Annotated in this window: 16 protein-coding genes and 1 pseudogene; 5 read left to right on the top strand and 12 right to left on the bottom strand. The window is 60.9% G+C overall.

Annotation, left to right across the window (positions count from 1 at the left end):
- Positions 1-294 precede the first annotated feature (294 nt).
- A complete protein-coding gene (locus FNJ47_RS31530) occupies positions 295-753 on the top strand; it encodes a hypothetical protein (protein ID WP_163159843.1) in 459 nt (152 codons plus the stop codon).
- A gap of 95 nt (positions 754-848) precedes the next feature.
- On the opposite strand, the pseudogene FNJ47_RS54805 reads toward FNJ47_RS31530, so the two are convergent.
- From FNJ47_RS54805 to FNJ47_RS31475, 11 genes and pseudogenes are all read right to left on the bottom strand, one after another.
- Positions 849-1,120: pseudogene (locus FNJ47_RS54805) on the bottom strand (IS5/IS1182 family transposase); the annotation flags it as partial.
- Between the two features lie 654 nt (positions 1,121-1,774).
- Positions 1,775-2,080 carry a putative quinol monooxygenase gene (locus FNJ47_RS31520; protein WP_163159842.1) on the bottom strand — a complete coding sequence of 102 codons (306 nt, stop codon included), beginning with the start codon at positions 2,078-2,080 and terminating at the stop codon, positions 1,775-1,777.
- A 202-nt stretch (positions 2,081-2,282) separates the two neighbouring features.
- On the bottom strand, positions 2,283-3,329 hold the full coding sequence (gene cydB / locus FNJ47_RS31515; protein ID WP_163159841.1) for a cytochrome d ubiquinol oxidase subunit II: 1,047 nt from the start codon (positions 3,327-3,329) through the stop codon (positions 2,283-2,285).
- A gap of 3 nt (positions 3,330-3,332) precedes the next feature.
- The gene (locus FNJ47_RS31510; RefSeq protein WP_163159840.1) at positions 3,333-4,745 is read right to left on the bottom strand and encodes a cytochrome ubiquinol oxidase subunit I; all 1,413 of its coding nucleotides are present in this window, start codon (positions 4,743-4,745) and stop codon (positions 3,333-3,335) included.
- A 43-nt stretch (positions 4,746-4,788) separates the two neighbouring features.
- The gene (locus FNJ47_RS31505; RefSeq protein WP_163159839.1) at positions 4,789-5,124 is read right to left on the bottom strand and encodes a hypothetical protein; all 336 of its coding nucleotides are present in this window, start codon (positions 5,122-5,124) and stop codon (positions 4,789-4,791) included.
- A gap of 60 nt (positions 5,125-5,184) precedes the next feature.
- A complete protein-coding gene (locus tag FNJ47_RS31500) occupies positions 5,185-6,507 on the bottom strand; it encodes an NAD(P)/FAD-dependent oxidoreductase (RefSeq protein WP_236000199.1) in 1,323 nt (440 codons plus the stop codon).
- Between the two features lie 78 nt (positions 6,508-6,585).
- A complete protein-coding gene (locus tag FNJ47_RS31495) occupies positions 6,586-7,371 on the bottom strand; it encodes an enoyl-CoA hydratase (RefSeq protein ID WP_163159837.1) in 786 nt (261 codons plus the stop codon).
- Between the two features lie 32 nt (positions 7,372-7,403).
- On the bottom strand, positions 7,404-8,627 hold the full coding sequence (locus FNJ47_RS31490) for a CaiB/BaiF CoA transferase family protein (protein ID WP_163159846.1): 1,224 nt from the start codon (positions 8,625-8,627) through the stop codon (positions 7,404-7,406).
- Positions 8,628-8,656: 29 nt separating this feature from the next.
- Positions 8,657-9,508 carry an enoyl-CoA hydratase-related protein gene (locus tag FNJ47_RS31485; RefSeq protein WP_163159836.1) on the bottom strand — a complete coding sequence of 284 codons (852 nt, stop codon included), beginning with the start codon at positions 9,506-9,508 and terminating at the stop codon, positions 8,657-8,659.
- A gap of 86 nt (positions 9,509-9,594) precedes the next feature.
- Entirely contained in the window at positions 9,595-10,572 is a 978-nt protein-coding gene (locus FNJ47_RS31480; protein ID WP_163159835.1) for a 3-hydroxyacyl-CoA dehydrogenase NAD-binding domain-containing protein, read from the bottom strand.
- Positions 10,573-10,595: 23 nt separating this feature from the next.
- The gene (locus FNJ47_RS31475; protein WP_163159834.1) at positions 10,596-11,510 is read right to left on the bottom strand and encodes a 3-hydroxyacyl-CoA dehydrogenase; all 915 of its coding nucleotides are present in this window, start codon (positions 11,508-11,510) and stop codon (positions 10,596-10,598) included.
- Between the two features lie 279 nt (positions 11,511-11,789).
- Here FNJ47_RS31475 and FNJ47_RS31470 point away from each other — a divergent pair, with 279 nt between their 5' ends.
- The gene (locus FNJ47_RS31470; RefSeq protein WP_163159833.1) at positions 11,790-17,711 is read left to right on the top strand and encodes an AAA family ATPase; all 5,922 of its coding nucleotides are present in this window, start codon (positions 11,790-11,792) and stop codon (positions 17,709-17,711) included.
- Here the strand turns inward: FNJ47_RS31470 and FNJ47_RS31465 are convergent.
- A complete protein-coding gene (locus FNJ47_RS31465) occupies positions 17,677-18,099 on the bottom strand; it encodes a response regulator transcription factor (protein ID WP_236000197.1) in 423 nt (140 codons plus the stop codon). The genes FNJ47_RS31470 and FNJ47_RS31465 overlap by 35 nt on opposite strands.
- A gap of 549 nt (positions 18,100-18,648) precedes the next feature.
- On the opposite strand from FNJ47_RS31465, the gene FNJ47_RS31460 reads away from it, so the two are divergent.
- The 3 genes from FNJ47_RS31460 to FNJ47_RS31450 all read left to right on the top strand — a co-directional run.
- A complete protein-coding gene (locus tag FNJ47_RS31460; protein WP_163159832.1) occupies positions 18,649-18,864 on the top strand; it encodes a hypothetical protein in 216 nt (71 codons plus the stop codon).
- A 232-nt stretch (positions 18,865-19,096) separates the two neighbouring features.
- Positions 19,097-19,732: a response regulator transcription factor gene (locus tag FNJ47_RS31455; protein WP_163159844.1), complete on the top strand. Its 636-nt coding sequence runs from the start codon at positions 19,097-19,099 to the stop codon at positions 19,730-19,732.
- A 603-nt stretch (positions 19,733-20,335) separates the two neighbouring features.
- A partial coding sequence (locus FNJ47_RS31450) for an IS110 family RNA-guided transposase (RefSeq protein ID WP_163159831.1) occupies positions 20,336-21,161 on the top strand: 826 nt, incomplete at its 3' end.

Here is a 21,161-nt window from a genome sequence, read left to right as displayed (position 1 = left end):
GCCCCCACCCCAGAGCTGACGAGCGATGGCTCAGGCTCGAAGGGGCATGGGAGCACTCTGGATCGGCAAGTCCCAGGCGCTGGGAGGTGGACGTGAATTGCATTTCCTGAAATTCAGGCAAAAGCGGGAAACAGACAGAAGGCTGGACTCCGCTGCACAATAAAAGCAATCAAGACCGCTGAGCGCGCTTCGACGATGTGCTTTCCGCGCTTGGTTTCTCCAGAAGGATCGGGCGTAACGATAGTATCGCGTTAGCGTTGCGGTCGATCCTTGCATGAGCGAGGGAGACAATGAATGCTTGAACATATTCTCAGATTTATGACGCTTGGTACCGTCATCGTTGGCAGTATCGCCATCTACGCTGCGGTGCACACCAACAATCGGCGTTTGGGAGCCGACATCTTCCTCAGATATTCCGACCGAATCTCCGATCTACGGCGGAGCCTCCCGATCAGCGCGCTCGTCGAACAAGAGGATTCCTGCAACGTTGAAAAGACACCTGAAGAACGCCGGGCCGCGCAGGAGGTCATCTATTCAATCTTCGAACTTTATGAGCTCAAAGTGTATGGCTTCCTTCCTCACGCGATCTGGAAGATCAGAGAGCCAGACATTGAGGCACTTCTTTCACTTCCATTCTTCCAGCACGAGCTGGCGACATTTGAAAACAGGTTTGCAAGGCACCCGCGTTTTGCGCGGTGGCTCGACCAAGTCAGGCGAAGCAAGGCTCACTCATCCTCGCTGACGAGATACTGAGGCTTCGCTCGACATGCCGGCTTGTGGCCGGAGAAGTCGGCAGTCATTCGTCGTCGAATGCCCGCTGCTCCGGGTACGAGTGGGTTTGGGGGACCTCAGGCGGGCGTCAGGGCAGGTATAGGAATCAGCCTGGCCAACTTACGAAGGTTCTGGGCGGTGGCTGTGGGGGTAAACTGCGCGCCATTCCCCCTTAGTCGCAAGCGATCGAGTTTGAGAATGCGCTTGAGGTGCGCGAACAACATCTCGATCTACTTCCGGAGCCGGTGCGAAGTGCGACCCTCCCATGATTTTCCGATCTCGCGCGCCACCGAGATGCCTACTTGGGGCAACAATGGGACTTCAATGAACATCGATCGCAATCGCGCTTCTGAGGGTCGCGAAACACGCGACTCGTCTCTCCCCAGCGTTACCTGCCTTCGATCGCGGCGCTCTCCGTCGGAATAGTCCCTCACGACCATCGTCGCGGTCAGCACTACCGCAAACGTCACGCTTGCGAAGATGAAACCCACCACCTCAAGCCGCTGCGATCCTAGATTCGTCGAGCTTACGCTACCACCCGCTCCTTCCTGAGCCCGTGGCATACGGTCACCGAAGCGCGAACCGCCCCCGACCAAACTTTCGGCGCCAGGCACCAAGCCGATTACCGGAAGCACGAAACAGAATGCTTGTCCAAAGTTTAGCCGTCGGCGTTCATTCGGCAGCCAGGGTCATATCTGATGTCGTGAATTGCAACGCCCTAGTCGTAGCGATTTCACGATTGGTCACATCGGCGGCATCGTGGCGCACCCCACAGCGTTTCGGCGTAGCGGATCCCCGCAGTCGCAATGTCAACGACCTTGAGGCGTCTTAGGCTTCGGCCTGCCGCAGCCAGTGATCTGTATCCACTTGCGGACGATGTAGAGGGTGCAAATTTCCACTGTCACCGCCTCGATCAGGAGACAAATCGGGTCCACGTCGCTTCACCTTTTTCCCCGAGTGATCGGTCGTCGTCGCTGTGACCTCCACAATTCGCATGCGACGATCATTCATACCCCACGAACCGCCCGACCTGCTTGAGCCGCTGGACGGTGGGCTTGCCGTCCATGAATTCAGCCATCGCCCGGCCGAGTGTCTTAAAGTATTCTGTGCTGCGATGGGCTTCGACCGCTGCCTGATCGGCGTAACGCTCCATGAAAACATAGGTATTCGGCACTTCACCGTAGTAGAGCTGATACAACAGGCAGCCCTTCTCGTTTTCGTTGACCTTATTGACGAGCTCAGTCGCGATCTTCTCGAATTCCGCGGCGTTGCCCTCCTTGATCTTGATCGTTGCGACAGTTCCAAACATTCCTATCTCCATCAAGTTTGAGTTCGTTGAAATTGCGTTCAGAATAGCGTTGCTCGACCTGCTAGGTCCTCAGGACGACCGGCTTGCAGCACGCTCTCGCTCAACGCGATCTGTTGCGTAGCCTGCCAATTTTCATGCCACCGCTGCTATCACTCCGACCTCGGGGAGCCATTGAGCAGTTGTAGGGTCGACGACCGCACACTCACACCCCCCATTCTGCTGGGCGAGGCGAACCGATCTTCCCAAGATGGGCATTGCCGGAGTCCTGATGATGGTCCGCTGCCAGCCCCATCTTGCCGCGGAAGACGCGATACCCGACAACGGCATAGAGCAGCATGAGCGGATAGACAAAGATGCCCGCACCCCAGAACATGAACGCTAGGCTGGAATGGGGGGCTGCGGCGGAGTCGATCGTGATGGCGAACGGGATCATGTAGGGCCAGAACGAAAGCGCGAGCGTGCCGAAGGCCGAAACGAAGATGAGCGTGACCATACGGAAGGGCAAACGGTCATCGTGACGCAAAATACTGCGCGCGAGGACTAATGCCGCAACGCAACCGATGGCCTGGAAGACGAGAAGATATGGCCGGTCGATCCATCGGTGCATGATCGGAAGGTGTTTGGTCAACGCGTGCAAGAACACGACAGCCAAAAACACCAACACGGCGGTCGCGAAGACCGGGATCGCGCGACGCGCATCAGCCCTGATCTTGCCGTCAGATTTCCTGACGAGCCAGCAGGCGCCAAGAAGTGCGTACCCGAAACAAAGCCCGACGCCACACAACACTGCGAAGCTCGTCATCCAGCCGAAAGCGCCACCGGAATATTGGCCATCGGTGAATTGCAGACCCTCGACCAGAGCGCCGACCATCACGCCTTGCATGAAGCTTGCCGCAAGCGAGCCACAAGCGAAGCAAATATCCCAGATCCAGCGTCGCTGCGCCTCGTTGCGAAACTCGAATGAGACGCCGCGCAGGACCAGGCCTGCCAGCATCACGACAACAGGAACATAAAGCGCAGATAGCAGCGTCGCGTAGGCGACCGGAAACGCGCTCCATAAGACTACGGCAGCGACAATGAGCCAGGTCTCGTTCCCGTCCCAAAATGGCGCGATGGTGCGCAGCATGATGCTCCGGCTGGCCTCGCTCCTCGTGAGGCCGAACAGCATGCCGACACCAAGATCGAACCCGTCAAGCAGCAGATACAGAAGCATGCTGTTGGCGAGAACCAAAACCCAGAACATGACCATTTTCTATTCTCCTGCAGTCATCAGGTGCGGAACCGCAGCAACGTCCCCGCCGGCCAACGACATGGGTCGATTGGGGGTGGCGTCATACGGAAGCTCGATGGCATTTCGAGAGGGGCCAGCGCGCAGAAGCCGGTAGATGAAGAGGGTGCCAAACGAAAAGATGAACAGGTAGATTGCACCGAACAGGATAAGCGAGCTCAGTGCGGCACCAGCGGTCAAGAACGGTGTCATCGCCTGATCCGTTCGCAATGCTCCGTAAATCACCCAAGGCTGGCGGCCGACCTCAGCCGTGTACCATCCTGTGAAGATGGCGATGAACGGCAAGGGAAAGCTTAGAAAGATGGACCAAAGGAGAAGGCGGCTGCGCTCGAGACGGTGCGTGACGCTCAGATAGGAGCCAAGCCAGGCAAGCGCGAGCATGATCAATCCGCAGCCGACCATGATGCGGAATGTCGCAAACGGGATGAGCACCGGCGGACGATCCTGCGGCGGGAAATCGGTCAGTCCGACTTCCTTGGACGTTAGGCTCATGCTGCCGATAATGCTTCCGAGCACCGGAATCTTGATTTCGTACGTGTTGGTCTCGTGTGCCGGATCGGGCAGCGCAATCACAACCTCGCTCGCCGGCTGCTCATCGTGCCAGCGGCCTTCGATCGCCGCGAACTTCGCCGGTTGAAAGTCGTGGACATAGTCGCCAACCAGGTGGCCGAACGCCAACTGAAGCGGCATCAGCACTGCCGCGAGGAGCAGACCCATGCGGAGCATGACCAGGGCCTCGACGCGAGACTTGTCTCGCAGCAGATACCATGCGCCACTCGACGCGACGCAGAATGCGCCCGTGAGATAGGAAGCGAGCAGCATGTGCGGAAAGCGTGACCAGACCACGGAGTTGAAGATGATCTTCGTCCAGTCATCGGGAACAAACTGGCCATTTTGCACGACGTAACCGACCGGCACCTGCATCCAGCTGTTGTTCACCATGATCCAGAATGCCGAAAGCGTCGTTCCAAGCGCCACCATGGCCGTCGAGAAAAAATAGAACCAAGGTGCCACACGGTTGCGTCCAAGAATGAGGACGCCGAAGAAGCCGGCTTCGAGAGCGAAGGCTGTGAATGTCTCATAGGAGAGCAGTGGTCCCTGGATCGGTCCGGACATGTTCGACAGCACGCTCCAGTTCGTGCCGAACTGAAAGGCCATGACGACGCCCGACACCACGCCGAGGCCAAAAGCGACGCCGAATATCTTGAGCCAGAACTGAAACAGGGTCCGGTAGACGGCATTGCCCGTCCGCAGATGCTTTGCTTCCAGAACGGCGAGCCAAGCGGCCAGTCCAATACTGAACGCCGGGAAAATGATGTGAAAAGAAATCGTGAATGCGAATTGCAGTCGCGACAGAAGAAGTGCTGTAGCGTCCATCGAAGTCTCCTATCTGCTCAGGCAGGCTCTTGCACGCTGTCGCTCATTGAGGTTGACGCCTATCGGCCAGGAACTCGCCACTGGACATTTCGAGGCAAGTCAAAAGCTCAACATAGCTCTGCCCGGCTCCAACGCTGCTTTCCCCGATGCAGGCCTGCTTGTTTGACGCGCCAAATTCCGACCAGCGTGTGTCAAGCTCGTTCCTGGCATCGGTTTCGTCTTTCGTGCAGCCGGCAACTTTTTCGATGCCGGCGCTTACCACCTCCGCGGTGCAGTTTTGGGCGATATCGAAGGCGGGTATTCGATCTGCGGCCTTGGCCTGATTAATGGCCGATGAAGCAGCGACAATGGCGCCTATGGCAAAAATGATGGTACGCATTTCGGTCTCTCTGTTGGATACGTGTCGAATTGCGCCGGTTCGTGGCGCGAACACGCTCAATCATCCGATCCTGGGAGGTTCAGGTATCAATCGCGAGCTGCGCTGGCCGGTGAAATACGACCAGAGCCACTGGTGCTGCACGCGCCAACGATTCTGTAGCTGCGGCAGGGCAAGGATGTGAACGAACGCCCACACCAGCCACGTCAGCGCTCCGCTTGTGCGCAGCCAGCCTCGCTCAAGCACCGCGTAGTTTTTGCCGACGACCGCCATGTTGCCCTTGTCGAAATAGCGGAACGGACGCTTGACTTTCCGTCTCTTCAGCTCTTTCGCGATCAGCCGCCCGACATAGTGTCCTTCCTGGATCGCCGCCTGAGCCACACCTGGCACCGGGTGTTCGTTCTTTTGCATGACCGACGCCGCATCCCCCACGACGAAGACGCCGGGCGCGTCCACGACCTTTAGGAAGGGATCAACGAGCGCGCGTCCAGCGCGGTCGGTCTTGGCGCCGAGCATCCTGGGGATCGGCGATGCCGCAACCCCCGCGGTCCAGAGCACCGTGGCGCTCGGGATCCGGTTTCCGCCCGCGACGACGCCCTCCGCGTCGACGGTCTCAACCTTCACTCCGGTCATGACTTTCACGTCGAGCTTTTCGAGCCGTCGCGTCGCCCTGCGAGACAGCGACTCGGCAAACGTCGGCAGAACCCTCTTGCCCGCGTCGAGCAGAATGATATTCGCCTGTGCCGGATCGATGCGGCGGAAGTTACCGCGCAGCGTGACCTTCACCATCTGCGCGAGAGACGCGGCGAGCTCCACGCCCGAGGGACCAGCGCCGACCAGCACGAACGTCATCTGCCGCGCGCGCTCGGCTTCATCCTCGGTCGTTGCGGCCAGTTCGAACGCGCCGAGGATTTTGGCTCGAATCGTCTCGGCGTCGCTGAGGTTCTTGAGGCCTGGCGCATATTGCGCGAACTCGTCGTGCCCGAAATAGCTCGGACGCATGCCGGTCGCGACCACCAGATAGTCGTAAGCGAGCTTGCGGACGCCCACGCCGGGGCAAGACGCGTCGATCGTGCGGGAAGCGACGTCGACGCCGGTGACCTCGGCCAGCAGCACGCTCAGGTTCCGCTGCTTGACCTCGAGCTGCCGGATCGGCGCGGCGATCTCGGCAGGCGAGAGCACCGCGGTCGCCACCTGGTAGAGCAGCGGCTGAAATATGTGGTGGTTGCGTCGGTCGATCAGGACGACATCGACATCAGTGCGCCGCAGTGCACGAGCCGCGGCGACACCGGCGAAGCCGCCACCGATGATCACGACGCGCTTGCGCTCTCCGTGGGTAGCTTCGACAATTGCGGTTGCCTCGTCAGGCCGGTTCTCAGCCAACATCACGCTCATGGGTCACCTCGTTTGCGCTTGCGCCGCGCCAAACTCGACGCAGCGCCCGTGAATTGCTGCGAGCACCGACTATTCGGCCGCCACGTGCGTTGGGCTCTTCGTAAAATTGGGCGGACGCTTCTCGAGGAAGGCCGAGAGCGCTTCCTTGGCGTCCGCCGAGGTCACACGCACCATGAACTCCTGGCTTTCACTCTCGATCGCTGCTTTGAGTTGGCCGATTGAAGCCTGTTTGAGAAGCCGTTTGCTTGCCAGCAACGCGCCGTTCGGTTTTGCCGCCAGCTTGTGCGCCGTTGCGGTGGCGGTCGTGAGCAGATCGGCGTCGGGCACGACGCGGGTCACGAGGCCCAGCTCCGCGGCCCGCGTGGCCGTGAAGGGCTCTCCCAGCAAGTACAATTCCGCCGCCCGGAGGTGGCCTACGCGCGCCGGTATTGAGAAGCTCGATCCGAATTCCGGCACCAGCGCCAGGTTGATGAATGGTAGCTGGAATTTCGCGCTCTCGACCGCGTAGATGAAATCGCAGTGCGTCAGCATCGTGGTTCCGCCGCCGATAGCCGCGCCTTGCACGGCCGCGACGATCGGTTTTTCGAACCTGACGAATGCGTCCATCAGGTCGCCTTGCGGAAACGCGCCCGGCCTGGGTGGATTCTTGAGGAAATCCACGACGTCGTTGCCGGCGCTGAACACGTTTCCGGTGCTGTGCCAGAGCACGACACGGATTGCGTCGTCCTTGTCGGCTTGGTTGAGGATGTCGGCCAGGTTCGTGTACATGGCGGACGTCATCGCGTTCTTCTGGGCCGGGCGATTGAGTTGGACCCGCAGGATGCCGTCGCTACTCTCGGTGAGAATGTCGCTCATTGCTTGCTCCTTTTCTCTCTATCTTGCCTGTGTCAGGCGTGTTCCCGCACTTTCGGTACTGCGCCGCTCGTGCGCAGGTCTTCGACGCCTTTGGCGTCAAATCCCAGGTCGCGGAGGATCTCCTCGGTGTGCTGGCCGAGGTCGGGCGCGCGCCGGGCTGGGATCTTGGCGACACCGTGCAGTTGAATTGGGCTGCTAATCGTCGAGGTGAGCTTGCCACCGGCACCTTCGAGCGGAACGACAATGTCGTTTGCCGCCAGTTGCGGATCGTTGATCACCTCTTGCGGCCCGCGCACGGCGCCGAACGTGACGTGCACGCCGCTGAAAACCTCATTCCAATGCTCCATGGGTTGCGCGGCGAAAGCCTCGTCGAGAATGGCCGTGAGCTCCGGCATGTTGGCTGTGAGCTTCGCCGGATCGGAAAACCTCGGATCGGTGAGGAGATCCGACCGGCCGATCGCCTTCGTAACGGCCACCAACTTGTCGGGCATGACGACGAGAACAAACCACGTGCCGTCGGAGGCGCGATACACGTTGAGCGCCGCGCTGGCCGGATGCTTGCGATCGTGCAGCCCGTAGAACTTCGCGCCGGCCAACGCGGCCTGGATCGAAACGCTCGCCGACCAGATACCCGTAGCGAGCAGTGAGGTCGTGACATACGTCCCCTTGCCGGTTCGCTCGCGACGGTAGAGCGCGGTGACGATCGCCGAATAGATTCCGACCGCGGTCGCATTGTCGCCGCTACCGGCCACCGGCCAGGTTGGCGGCGCGCCGGCATCGCGCGTCATCGACAGCAGGCCGCTGCGCGCCCAGTACGCCGTGAGATCGAAGCCAGGAAGACTGGCATCCGGCCCTTTTTCGCCGAAGCCAGTAAGATCCGCGTAGATCAGCCGTGGGTTCCATTGCGCGACGTCGGCGTATTCGAGCTTCAATTTCTTGCGCGCGGGATGCGGCGTATTGACGATGAATACGTCGGCCCATTTGACAAGCTGCTCGATCACCTGCTGGGCGCCAGGCGACTTCAGATCAAGCGTGATGCTGCGCTTGTTGCGGTTGGCGAGATGCCACTGATAGGGATCATCTGAAGCCGGCTGCGGTGGGATTTTGTTCGCATGTCGCCAGGGGTCGCCGCTCGGCGGCTCGACTTTGATGACGTCTGCGCCGAAATCCGACAACATGACGGCAGCGCCGGGCCCCGCGATGAAGCTCGCGAAGTCAACCACCTTCAGTCCGGAAAAAATGTTGTCGTTTGCCATTTGGTCTCTCCTATATTGTCGTGCTTGCTTCACCGCCCCAGGAACTGGGGGGCGCGTTTCTCGAGGAAGGCAGACGTGCCTTCCTTTTTGTCTTCCGTCCCGGCGCACAGCCCGAAATAGGATGCTTCGAGCGCAAAGCCCTCGCTCTGGCTCGTATCCATTCCCTTGTTCACCGCCTCGAGCGATTGCTTGATAGCGATGGGCGCGTTCGAACCGATCATCTTCAAGATGGCTTCCGCGCGGGGGATGAGATCGGTTGCCGCAACGACTTCGTTGACGAGCCCGATCCGCCAGGCCTCCTGCACGCTGATGATCTCTCCGGACAGAATGAGCTGGAGCGCGCGGCCTTTTCCGACCAGGCGCGGTAGCCGCTGCGTGCCGCCACCGCCGGGAAGCAGCCCCAGCTTGACCTCCGGCTGGCCGAACTTCGCGTGTTCGACGGCGATGCGGATGGTGCACGCCATTGCCGTCTCGCAACCGCCGCCCAGCGCAAAGCCGTTGATCGCAGCGATTACCGGCTTGCCGAGGTTCTCAATCAGATCCAGCACCTGCTGTCCGTAGCGGCTGGACCGCTCGGCGTCGATCGCACTCGCCTGCGCGAGCTCAGAGATGTCGGCGCCGGCGACGAATGCCTTCTCGCCCGCGCCGGTTAGGATGACGCCACGCACGGCATCGTCGTCCCGCGCAGCCTCGAAAGCAGTTCGCAAATCCGTCCATGTTGCGGTGTTCAGGGCGTTGAGCACCTTGGGCCGGTTAATGGTCACATAGGCGATCGCGCCGCGTCTCTCGTACAGGACGTTTGTGAGCGGCAGGACTGCCGCCGATGAATAGGCAGGCGCTATCTTGGACGAAGAGTCGAGCGTCGTTGTTGTCGATGACATGTGATCTCTCTTTCCAGTTGGCGAACCGTTGCAATGCGCACCGGCGCGCTTTGCGGTCTCAGATGAATGGGCTGCGCCGCTTGGGCTTACGCAACAGGCTCGATCGATTTCGCCTGGTTCGACTTGGCGGCCTTCTTGCGCAGCTCGAGCAGGCCAAGAAGGACTTCGTCGCGCTCCGCCTCAAGCTCCGCGATGGTACGCGATCCGACTTCCGCATGGACGCTGTCGATGAGCTTCTGCTGCACTTCCGGCGTCAGCACGGGCGAGCCGAGAGTCTTCCACCAGGCCGTCATCGGCCCCGAGAACTGATGGAAGAAGTGCTCGATGCCGCCCGGACCGCCGCCGAGGTGATTGAGCATCATGTTGCCCATGATTCCCCAGCGGAGGCCCGGTCCCCAGGAGAGGGCAGTGTCGACGTCGGCCGCGCTCACCACGCCCTCGGCGACAAGATAGTAGACCTCGCGGGCCACTGCGGATTGCAGGCGGTTGGCGACGTGGCCAGGCAGCTCCTTCTTGACCCGCACCGTCTTTTGACCGATCGATGTGTAGAATTCCTCCACGCGCTGGATTGTCGCTTCCGAGGTCTTGGCTCCGCCGACGATCTCGGTCAGCGGGATCAGGTGCGGCGGATTGAACGGATGGGCGATGACGCAGCGTTCCGGATGGGTAGCGGCGCCCTTCTGGATCTCGCTCATGGTAAGTCCCGACGAGCTCGATGCGATGATCACCTCGGGTGGCAGGAGATCATCGAGCTGCCCGTAGAGCTTCTGTTTGAAGTCGATCCGCTCGGGCCCGTTCTCCTGGACGAGGTCGACGCCGGCAACCGCCTGCGCGAGATCGGCGGTGAACGTGACGTTCGACTGCGATGCTCCCGCCGACAGGCCCAGTCGCTTGAGCGCAGGCCAGGCCGTCTCCACGAACTTGCGGAGCGAGCCTTCTGCGTTTGGCGCGGGGTCGGTCGCGACGACCTGCAGTCCCTTGGCGAGAAACAGCGAGGTCCAGCTCGCTCCAATCACGCCGGTCCCGATCATGGCGATGCGGCGAATGGGTTTATTGTTCGACATGGTTTGATTCTCCTGCTCGATTTTCAGACTTCGGCGTAGGCGATGCCGGTGAGATTGCCCTGGGCGTAGAGAAAGTTGCGCTCATTCTTGCCGTCGAGATCGGCGCAATAGATCGAGCCGGCGAAGTCGGTGACGAACATGCGGTTGCCGGGGACATCAAGCGCGATGCCGATGGCCTCCATCAAATGCGTGACCACGATCTCCGGGTCAGCCTTGGTGTCGATCGGCACACGAGTCACGGTATTGCCGCGCGGAGGATCGCCGCGGTCGGTCCAGTAGAGGATACGGTTCGCCAGATCGAGCTCGAGGTCGACGGGTTCCGGCAGATGATCGAAGAGCAGCTCGATGTCGGAGCGGTCCGTCGGGGTCTCGCCCTTCGGGATCTCGATGTTGGCGCGGAAGATGCGGCCCAGTCCGCCCTTCGTCGCGCCCTTTTGCGTCCAGTAGATTTTCTTGAGCTTCGGATCGATGGTGATGCCGACGCACCAGCGGGTTTCATCGAGCTGGTCCTTGTCGCCGCGGCCGCGCTCGACCAGCGTTTCGACCTTGGAGCCGTCGAGGTTCGCGCGCATCACGCGCATGCCCTCGCGGTCGCACCAATAGAGCTTACCGTTCTCCTTATCGAGGTGCATCTGCTTCGGCGTGTGTGTGACGCCTTGCGGGACGATGACCTTGCGATTTCCGCCGTCGAGGTCGGCGCGCTCGATCGAGCCGTCGTTGAGAGGGGGAACGCCCATGTTGGTCCAATAGATGTGACCAGCCTCGACATCCACGGCGATGCCATCGGGGAGGCGACCGTTGGTGATGATGGTCTTGCGGTCGGAACCGTCGGGATTCATCGAGTGAATGCGATCGCCGCTCAGTTCAAGAACGAACAGTCGGCCGGAGCGGGTGACGCCCGATGAGTTCTTCGATTTGGTGGCTTCGATTGTCGTCATGGTCTTCCCTTCTGCTGTCGCAGTTGTCTTCTCTCGCGTGGCCTTTGCTCGTCCTTATCTGACCCACATCGGCCGCCACCGCGAGTAAAGCCCGGCAAATCGCGCCAAATCGCTGCTAAGCAGAAGGCTGATTCCGGACATTTCGGATCAGGCAAGATCGGCGAACGGCTGGCATTTCTCAGCCGATGCGGTACGATTTCTGCAGGCCGGAGAGAGGCCGTGCGCATGGCGCAGATATTGGGTGCTTGGCGAACGAGCCCGGACGCCGGAGTCTGAAAGATGGTGCTGCATTCGCAGAACGTTGCGTACTCGGACGGTGACTCTCAGATCCTGTGGAGGGACGCCGAACGCGTCTTTCACCGCAGCTGGCGACTTGACGATGACGGCAAGCGCCGCGCCGTTCTGCTTGTTGCTCCTGCCGCCGACCACCCCTCGCGCTCAAGCCTCGATCGCCTCACGCACGAATACCAACTCAAGGACGAACTCGACGGGGCGTGGGCGGTGCGGCCGCTGGAGCTCGTGCGCGACGCCAGTCGAACCATGCTGGTGCTCGAGGATGCGGGCGGCGAGCCGGTCGAGCGGCTGCTCGGCGCGCCGATGAGGGTGGGAAGCTTCTTAAGCCTCGCTATCGCTGTTACCTCGGCTGTCGGCAAACTTCACCAGCGGGGGCTCATCCATAAGGACATCAAGCCGGCCAACATCCTGCTCAACGACGCGACCGGCGAGGTGAGGCTGACGGGATTCGGCATCGCCTCGCGCTTCACGCGCGAACGGCAGTCACCTCATCCTCCCGAGACGATCGCCGGCACGCTCGCTTACATGGCGCCCGAGCAGACCGGACGAATGAATCGTTCAATCGATTCCCGGAGCGACCTCTACGCACTCGGCGTCACTTTCTACCAGATGCTCACCGGTGTTTTGCCGTTTGCCGCTGCGGAGCCGATGGAATGGGTGCACTGTCACCTCGCCAGGCGGCCAATGCCCCCGGCCGAGCGGCTGCAGGAGATCCCGGTCGCCGTCTCGGCCATCGTCACGAAGCTGCTCGCGAAGCGGGCCGAAGATCGCTATCAAACGACGGCCGGCCTCGAAAGCGACCTTCGCAGCTGTCAGACCGAATGGGCAGCGCAGCGCCGGATCGATGATTTTCCCCTCGGGGAACACGACACGTCCGACCGCCTCCTGATCCCCGAGAAACTCTACGGACGAGGACGCGAGGTCGACATTTTGCTCGCTGCCTTCGATCGCGTCGTCAATGGCGGCGCGCCCGAATTGGTCCTGGTTTCGGGCTATTCCGGCATTGGCAAATCCTCTGTCGTCAACGAGCTACAGCCGGTGCTGGTGCCGCCGCGCGGCCTGTTCGCTTCCGGCAAATTCGATCAGCTCAAGCGTGATATTCCCTACGCGACGCTGGCACAGGCGCTTCAGAGTCTGGTCCGGTCGCTGCTCGGCAAGAGCGACGCCGACCTTGCGCCATGGCGTGAGGCCTTGCAGGAGACGCTGGGATCCAACGTTGGGCTGATGGTGGATCTCGTTCCTGAGCTGAAGCTCCTCGTCGGAGAGCCACCGCCGCTCCCCGAGGTTCCGCCTCAGGACGCGCAGCGGCGCTTCCAGATGGTGCTTCGGCAGTTGATTGGTATCTTTGCCCGGCCGGAACATCCTCTCGCACTATTCCTCGATGACTTGCAATGGCTCGACGCAGCGACGCTCGATCTTTTGGAAGATCTGTTGAGCCGGTCCGATCTCCGCAATCTTCTCCTCATCGGCGCCTTCCGCGATAACGAAGTCACTGCAGCACATCCGCTCATGCGTAAGCTGGAGGCGATCCGGGCGACCGGACGGGTGCAGGACATCAAACTTGCTTCGCTGAGAACCGAACACCTGGAAGAGCTTGTCGCGGATTCGCTCCGCTGCGAAGCGGAACTGGCCACACCGCTCGCAAGTCTGGTACACGCGAAGACCGACGGGAATCCGTTCTTTGTGATCCAATTTCTTCACGCGCTCGCAGACGAGAGTCTCCTGGCCTTCGATCATGCGCGGGCGCGATGGTCCTGGGATCTCGAAGGCATCCACGCCAAGCGGTATACGGACAACGTCGTGGAGCTGCTGGCCAGGAAGCTGACGCGGCTGCCGCTCGGCACGCAGGGAGCGTTGCAGCAGCTCGCTTGCCTTGGCCATGTCGCGGACGACGCGATGCTTTCGATCATTGTGGGAACAACCGAGGAGGGGGTGCACGCGGCTCTGTGGGAGGCCCGGCACCAACAGCTGATCGACCGCGTCGATCGCTCCTACAAATTCATTCACGACCGCGTGCAGGAAGCCGCCTATGCCCTGATCCCGGAAAACGCACGCGCGGAGGCGCATTTGGCAATCGGCCGGCTGCTTTTGGCACAGACACCGTCGGAAAGGCGCGACGAGACGATCTTCGAGATCGTCAACCAGCTCAACCGCGGCGCGCTGCTGATCACGTTACCGGAGGAGCGCGAGCAGCTCGCGGAGCTGAACTTGACCGCTGGCAAACGCGCCAAGGCGTCGTCGGCCTACAGTTCCGCGCTGACCTATCTCGTTGCGGGTGCGGCGCTGTTACCTAAGGACGCGTGGGAGCGACGGCAGGAGCTGGCCTTTGAATTGGAGCTGTACAGCGCTGACTGCGAGCTCTGTGCCGGTGCGCTGCAGGCCGCCGAGAAGCGTCTGGCCGCGCTTGCAGCGCGCGCTGGCGGCGCGGTTCAACAGTGCATCGTGGCACAGCGGCGCGTGGATCTGTACGTAGGGCTTGGGGCTGGCGAGAGAGCCGTGGGAGTCGCCCTGGAAGGCTTGCAGCATGTAGGCATCGATTGGTCGGCGAATCCAACCGAGGCGGAGGCGCGCCGTGAGTACGAGCGCATCTGGTCTTTACTCGGAAATCGCGCGATCGAGGATCTCGTTGATCTGCCGCTGATCCGGGATCCGGAGGCCAAGGCCACGCTCGACCTTCTCACTAGCCTGGTGGTACCGGCCCTGAACGCCAATAAGAACCTGTACACGCTCGGCGTCTGCATGGCCACCAATCTCAGCCTGGAGCACGGCAACAGCGAAGCATCACCGTTTGGCTACACGACAACGGCCTCGATCGCCGGTCCCGGCTTCGGTCATTACCTTGAAGCCTATCGATTTGGAAAAATGGCTTGCGATCTGCTCGAACGTCGCGGATTTGCGCACTTTGGGGCGCGAGCCTATACCGGCTTCGTGATTGTAATCCCGTGGACACGGCCGCTCAGGGAGGCAATCGAACCGTCACGTCGAGCCTTCCAGATGGCGAAAGAGCACGGCGACCCGACATATGCCGCGCTCGCGGCCCGCGGCCTCAGTACCATTCTTCTTGCCCTTGGCCATCCACTGGATCAATTCGAACGTGAGGCCAACGAGGCCCTGGAGTTCGTGCAGCGATACGGGTTTTTCCTCGACAGACTCTCGGCGCCACTCGCGCTCGCCCGAACCTTGCGTGGAAAAACCACGAAATTCGGCTCCCTTGACCATGGTCAGTTCACGGAGCGCTCCTTCGAGGAACGTTGCACGGGTCAACCCTCTCGCGCGTTTTTGGAATGTTTCTATTGGATCCGAAAGCTCCAGGCACGCTTCTTCGCCGGCGATTACGTCTCGGCCTTTGAAGCCGCCGAAAAGGTGGAGACATGGTACGCAACGTCGCCGGCGCCGCTGTTTGTCTTTCCCGTGGAGAAGGCGGAATGCCATTTTTATGCTGGCCTGTGCCGCGCCGCACGATGCGAGCCCGTGGGGCCCGATCCCTATGCCAAGCATCGGGAAGCACTTGGCGCTCACGAGCGAGAGCTTCGCGCGTTAGCGGCGAACTGTCCCGAGAATTTCGAGGATCGTGCAGTGCTGGTCGCTGCCGAGATTGCGCGCATCGAAGGGCGTCCGCTCGAGGCCATGGACCTGTACGAGCGCGCGATCGCGCTGGCGCGCACCAACGGGTTTCTCCACAACGAGGCGCTCGCCTGCGAACTGGCTGGCCGCTTTCATGCGGGGAGGGGCCTCGAGGAGGTTGGGCACCACTACCTGGGAAACGCGCGCCGGGGTTACCTGCGATGGGGCGCTGACGGAAAAGTGCGGCAACTCGACCAGTTACATCCGCGCCTAAGGCAGGACGAGCGCACACGGAGTCCAACCGGTACGATCGAGGCACCGGTCGAACATCTCGATCTCGCAACGATGATCGAAGTCGCGCAAGCGCTCTCCGGCGAAATGGTTCTGGAAAAGCTCGTCGACAAACTTATGCGCGCAGCCCTCAAGCACGCCGGCGCCGAACGGGGTCTTCTGATTGTCCCGCGAGGTGATGAGCTGCAGATACAGGCGGACGCGATCGCCAGTGGAGAAAATGTAACCGTGCATCTGCGCGACGGCTTCTACAGCACAGCCGCGTTGCCGGAGTCGTTGCTTCGCTATGGAACGCGCACGCATGAGACGGTGATTCTCGACGATGCCGTATCTCAACAGGCATTTTCCGATCCCTATCTTCTTCAAAGTCGTGTCCGTTCTGTTCTCAGCTTGCCGTTGATCAATCAGGGAAAGCTCGCGGCGATTCTCTACCTCGAAAACAACCTGGCCCCGAACGTTTTCACGCCCGATCGCGTCGCTCTATTGAAGGTGCTGGCGTCACAAGCGGCAATTTCGCTCGAAAACTCGAGACTTTATCACGACCTCGCGGATCGCGAAGGAAAGATCCGGAGTTTGGTCGACGCCAACATCATCGGGATATTCATTGCAGACCGCGAGGGTCGGATTCTTGAAGCCAATGACGCATTCCTGCATATCCTGGGATACGACCGCGAGGACGTGGCTGCAGGCCGGGTGCGTTGGAATGAGTTGTCCCCCCCGGAATGGCGCGAGCGCGACCTGCTCACGCGCACACTGCTGGACTCAACGGGGATCGTTCCGCCCTTCGAAAAGGAATATCTCCGAAAAGATGGCAGCCGCGTTCCCGTGCTTATTGGCGCCACGCTTTTCAAACAAGGCGGCGACGAGGGCGTTGCGTTCGTCGTCGATCTAACCGAGCGCAAACAGGCAGAGGAGGCGCTGCGTGACAGCGAGCGACGGTCGCGCTCGGCAATTGATGGAATACCGGGTCTCGTTGGGATACTGGCCTCGAACGGTGACGTCGAAGCCGTCAACCGGCAGATCCTGGAATATTGTGGCCAGTCGCTGGAGGAGTTGAGGGAGTGGGGAACAAACGGAACGGTGCACCCCGATGATCTTCCCCATGTCGCCGAGGTGTTCACGCGGTCGATTGCTTCCGGGGTTCCCTATCATCTCGAACAACGCCTGCGACGCTTCGACGGGGAATATCGATGGTTTGATAACCGCGGTATCCCGCTTCGCGATGACACGGGGCGCATTTTGCGCTGGTACGTTTTACTGACGGATATCGAGGATCGCACACAGGCGTTGGCGCGATTGCAGCAGATGCAATCGGATTTCGCTCACATGAACCGCGTGAGCATGATGGGTGAATTGGCAGCCTCGCTCTCTCACGAGATCGCGCAACCGATCGCCAGTGCGCGTAACAATGCCCGGGCGGCCCAGAATTTTCTAAAAAAGGAGCCGCCGGAACTAGGCGAGGTCGGGGAAGCGCTCTCCGGTGTCATTGCGGACGTAGATCGATCCGGAGACATTATCGACCGCATTCGAGAGCAAATCAAGAAAGCGCCGCCGCGAAAGGAGCGCTTTGATCTCAACGTGGCAATCAAGGAAGTGATCGTATTGGCGCAAAGCGTGACCCTCCGGAATGGCGTTTCGGTCCAGATCCAGCTGGCGGAGGGGTTGCGTCCGGTTCTGGGGGATCGCGTCCAGGTGCAACAAGTCTTGTTGAACCTGGCTCTCAACGCTGCTGAAGCAATGAGCTTGGTCGAGGAGGGCGCGAAAGAACTAGTGATCAGCACCGAGCAGGACCGGGCAGGCGCCCTCGTGGCCGTGCGCGATTCCGGACCGGGCATTGATTCGGCAAATCTCGATCGGATCTTCGACGCCTTCTATACCACCAAGTCCAGTGGAACGGGCATGGGGTTGTCGATTTGCCGCTCCATCATCCATGCGCATGGGGGCGAGCTATGGGCGAAGCCGAACGAGCCTCGCGGCGCCGTATTTCAGTTCACCTTGCCGGATGCCGAAAGAGAGCTCACGGCTTCCCGTCGGACGGGCCCGCGAGGGTGAGAGCCTCGCTAACGCATCGTGTGAGATGCTCTTCGTCCAAGGGCTTGCGCAGATAGCACATGACGCCGTCTTCTAGCGCGCGAGCCCGGTCGACGTCATTGGGAAACGCCGTCACGAGGATCGTCGGAATCCTCCGGCCCGCATCGATAAGGTGTCGGCGGAGTTCGATCCCTGTCATGGCAGGCATTTGGATGTCGGCGATCAGGCAGGCTGTTTCGGCGAGACGGGGGGACGCGAGGAACTCGGCTGCAGACGAGAAGACGTCGACCGTATGGCCCAGCGATCGCATGAGCCTGCGCATGGAGTCACGAAAGAACCGGTCATCATCGACGACCGAAACCAAAACGTTTTTCATCATATCCCTATGACCATGCGCGGAACCCGTCATGCGGGCGATCTACAGTGCCGCAATATCGCGTGGAATTGGTTTGATCTGGATCAAGAATGCCACCAGTGCAACGCCTGCGCCCCGTAAACTTTGGCTTAGGTTGACGACAACCAAGAAGCTTAGCTGCCATCGTTCGTGGCGGGCTGGCCTCGCGTGGACACCGGGATCATCGGTGACCGCAAGGCCAGGTCCGAGCGTCGTAAGCCTTCGTATCGTCGTCCCGCCTCCTTGGGATGTCCGGCGTCGACCTACGCTCAATTGAGGAATTGCCGGCGATCCTCCTAGTCTGCACGCATCCGAAATGCGCTCAGGCCAACAGGAGAGAACAATGCCTTACCGCTCGGAAAGTCACCGGCCTCATCAGGCCATGCGATGTGCAATCTGTGACGGCAAGTTCGGTCTCGTCCGGCACTATTCGTGGCGAACCCAGCTCTGCTCCCGGAAGTGCGTCGATCAGTTCAGGGCTCGCCGCCAAATTGACGGCAATTGGCTGGGCTGGCTCCCGATCAGCCTCGACCGGGCGCTCGAACGCCCCGCGAGAGCGGCGTAATGACGCTACAGATCTCGCAACGAGGCAAGCAGTACCTGAAGACGGCAGAGACATTGCTCCGCAGCGCAAAGGCCGTGACGGATCAGGCGATCGCGGATCAGCTCAAGGCCCTTGCCGACAACTACGAGCGGCGAGCCGAGAAGGCTTCGCGCGATGATGCCGAAAAAGCATTGGCTCGGGCGGCCGCGACAGCTGAAAGCGAGTGGATTGCATGAGCTGACGGCGGCGTCGATCGGTGTCTGTCCGGCGAGCAAAGGATCGTCCGGCCGATGCCGATCGGCGCGTCGGAAGGGGTGCGCTGCATCAGCGTTGCGTAAACTTTGGTGTACCCCCCGCGCACAGCCTCCACGAAAAATGGGGGCTATTCAGGTTCCAGGATTGGGACTAGAAATGCGCGACCTTGCCAGATTGCGGGCGGATTTTTGCGAACTCTTTCGAGTGACAGCGATGTCTGACTCAGCCTCCACCGTGTTGGTCATCGACGACGATCCGGACCTCCGCGCGTCCGTTGGACGCCTGCTGCGATCACTCGGCATAAATGTTCAGCTATTTGCTTCCATTTCCGACTTCCTCGCGTCCGATCTCCCGGACGGCCCCACCTGCCTGGTGCTCGACATCAGACTGCCCGGCCAAAGCGGCCTCGATCTCCAGCGTGAGCTCGCTGCGGCGAAACGCGAAATCCCGATCATCTTCGTCACCGGGCACGGCGACATCCCGATGTCCGTGCAGGCCATGAAAAGGGGCGCCATCGAGTTCCTGACCAAGCCGTTCCGCGACCAGGATCTCCTTGACGCCATACAGCTTGGCCTCTCTCGCGATAGTGCACGCCGGGAAACTGACAAGGACCTGGCGGCTCTCAGGGAACGCTTCGGATCGCTGAGCCCCAGGGAGCGCGAGATCGTGGTTCAGGTTGCGCGCGGTCGCCTGAGCAAACAGATTGCCCACGATATCGGGATCGCCGAAGCCACGGTGAAGGTGCATCGCAGCAGGGCGATGCACAAGATGCAGGCCGGTTCGCTTCCCGAGCTCGGCCGGATGGCTGACAGGCTCAAGCTGGTGCCCTACGCGCCGCAACGTTCCTAAGCTTCCGACGCAGACCTAATTGCTTTTCGGGCCCGGGTTCCCACGGGGGCTAACGCCTGCCGTGCTGATGTCGATCGCAAGCCTGCAGTATGCGAACAAAATCGGCCATGCTGGATCGATCCTGATCTTCGACGATAGCCGCAACCTGGACGCCGGGCGCGGGCCGGCTCTCTTGCCAGAACCGCATGAGGAGATCGGCGATGTTTCTCATGGCGTGCGCTCCAAAGCCAACTGTGGCGGTAGAGTGCTGGAGCGGCGGCACCGCGCGGCTCGATCAGGAGAAAGGCCGGCGGGCGCTACGCCGCCGACCTCGTCCTGCAACTGCCGGCTCGCGGGCCGGTTCCGTTGCTTTCACTCTGCATTGATAGATAGCGCCGAGCACTTATTGGACCCTATTGCGCGCGGGTATGAAGTGATGGGACTTGGGAACGCTTGGGCTACTGCGTCGGTATAAGTCGACCGGACATTGGTTTAGTCCCAGGTCCAGCCGACATGCTCGGCCGCGATGGTCTGCTTTTGATGCTGTGGACGGCTCCTCCACGGGCACGAGAGTGCCAAGGAGTGGGCGCCGATTGAGGCTCCCACGATTCGGAGGAGCAGCCTATGCAGTCAATTTCGACGATCGGTCTGGATATAGCGAAGTCGGTCTTCCAAGTGCACGGCGTTGATGCAGCCGGCCATGTGGTCATACGCCGCCAGTTGAAGCGCCGGCACGTCCTGGCATTTTTCCAGAAGCTGTCGCCATGCCTGGTGGGGATCGAGGCTTGCGCGTCATCGCACCATTGGTCCCGGGAGCTGGAGACGTTGGGGCATACGGTGCGATTGATGCCTCCGGCCTACGTGAAGCCCTACGTCAAACGACAGAAGAACGACACCACGGACGCGGAGGCAATTTGCGAGGCGGTCACGAGGCCCAATATGCGGTTCGTGCCGACCAAGACGGTCGAGCAGCAGAGCTGTCTGATGCTTCACCGGGCGCGCCATCTCTTCATCCGCCAGCAGACTGCCGTGATCAACTCAATCCGCGCCTATCTCGCCGAGTTCGGGATTGTCGCCCCCGTCGGGCGCAGGGGTGTTGAGCAACTGCTGGAAGTCGTCGCCGATACTGCAGACAACCGGCTCCCCGAGGTGGCCCGTGCATGTCTTGTTGCTCTGGGCAATCAATTGCGCGCACTGAAGGCCCAGATACTGGAGTTCGACCGCCGCATCATCGCCTGGCATCGATCAAATGCGACGAGCAAGCGGCTTGACGCTATCCCCGGCGTCGGGCCGGCACTGGCAACCGCTCTGGTCGCCAGCATCGCTGATCCCAAGGCTTTCCGATCGGGACGAGACTTCTCGGCGTGGGTTGGGCTCGTGCCGAAGCAGAACTCGAGCGGAGGCAAGGACAAGCTTGGCAGTATCAGCAAACAAGGGGATCGCTATTTGC

The sequence above is a fragment of the Bradyrhizobium uaiense genome (assembly GCF_010811875.1).
GTDB classification, from domain to species: domain Bacteria; phylum Pseudomonadota; class Alphaproteobacteria; order Rhizobiales; family Xanthobacteraceae; genus Bradyrhizobium; species Bradyrhizobium uaiense.
The sequence above is the reverse complement of the archived record's forward strand: the minus strand, read 5'-3'. Positions and strand labels throughout refer to the sequence as shown.

What these genes read in the sequence shown, in the direction of transcription:
- FNJ47_RS31530 (WP_163159843.1), top strand. Translation starts at nt 295, where the DNA reads ATGCTTGAACATATTCTCAGATTTATGACGCTTGGTACCGTCATCGTT.
- FNJ47_RS31520 (WP_163159842.1), bottom strand. Translation starts at nt 2,080, where the DNA reads ATGTTTGGAACTGTCGCAACGATCAAGATCAAGGAGGGCAACGCCGCG.
- cydB (WP_163159841.1), bottom strand. Translation starts at nt 3,329, where the DNA reads ATGGTCATGTTCTGGGTTTTGGTTCTCGCCAACAGCATGCTTCTGTAT.
- FNJ47_RS31510 (WP_163159840.1), bottom strand. Translation starts at nt 4,745, where the DNA reads ATGGACGCTACAGCACTTCTTCTGTCGCGACTGCAATTCGCATTCACG.
- FNJ47_RS31505 (WP_163159839.1), bottom strand. Translation starts at nt 5,124, where the DNA reads ATGCGTACCATCATTTTTGCCATAGGCGCCATTGTCGCTGCTTCATCG.
- FNJ47_RS31500 (WP_236000199.1), bottom strand. Translation starts at nt 6,507, where the DNA reads ATGTTGGCTGAGAACCGGCCTGACGAGGCAACCGCAATTGTCGAAGCT.
- FNJ47_RS31495 (WP_163159837.1), bottom strand. Translation starts at nt 7,371, where the DNA reads ATGAGCGACATTCTCACCGAGAGTAGCGACGGCATCCTGCGGGTCCAA.
- FNJ47_RS31490 (WP_163159846.1), bottom strand. Translation starts at nt 8,627, where the DNA reads ATGGCAAACGACAACATTTTTTCCGGACTGAAGGTGGTTGACTTCGCG.
- FNJ47_RS31485 (WP_163159836.1), bottom strand. Translation starts at nt 9,508, where the DNA reads ATGTCATCGACAACAACGACGCTCGACTCTTCGTCCAAGATAGCGCCT.
- FNJ47_RS31480 (WP_163159835.1), bottom strand. Translation starts at nt 10,572, where the DNA reads ATGTCGAACAATAAACCCATTCGCCGCATCGCCATGATCGGGACCGGC.
- FNJ47_RS31475 (WP_163159834.1), bottom strand. Translation starts at nt 11,510, where the DNA reads ATGACGACAATCGAAGCCACCAAATCGAAGAACTCATCGGGCGTCACC.
- FNJ47_RS31470 (WP_163159833.1), top strand. Translation starts at nt 11,790, where the DNA reads ATGGTGCTGCATTCGCAGAACGTTGCGTACTCGGACGGTGACTCTCAG.
- FNJ47_RS31465 (WP_236000197.1), bottom strand. Translation starts at nt 18,099, where the DNA reads ATGACGGGTTCCGCGCATGGTCATAGGGATATGATGAAAAACGTTTTG.
- FNJ47_RS31460 (WP_163159832.1), top strand. Translation starts at nt 18,649, where the DNA reads ATGACGCTACAGATCTCGCAACGAGGCAAGCAGTACCTGAAGACGGCA.
- FNJ47_RS31455 (WP_163159844.1), top strand. Translation starts at nt 19,097, where the DNA reads ATGTCTGACTCAGCCTCCACCGTGTTGGTCATCGACGACGATCCGGAC.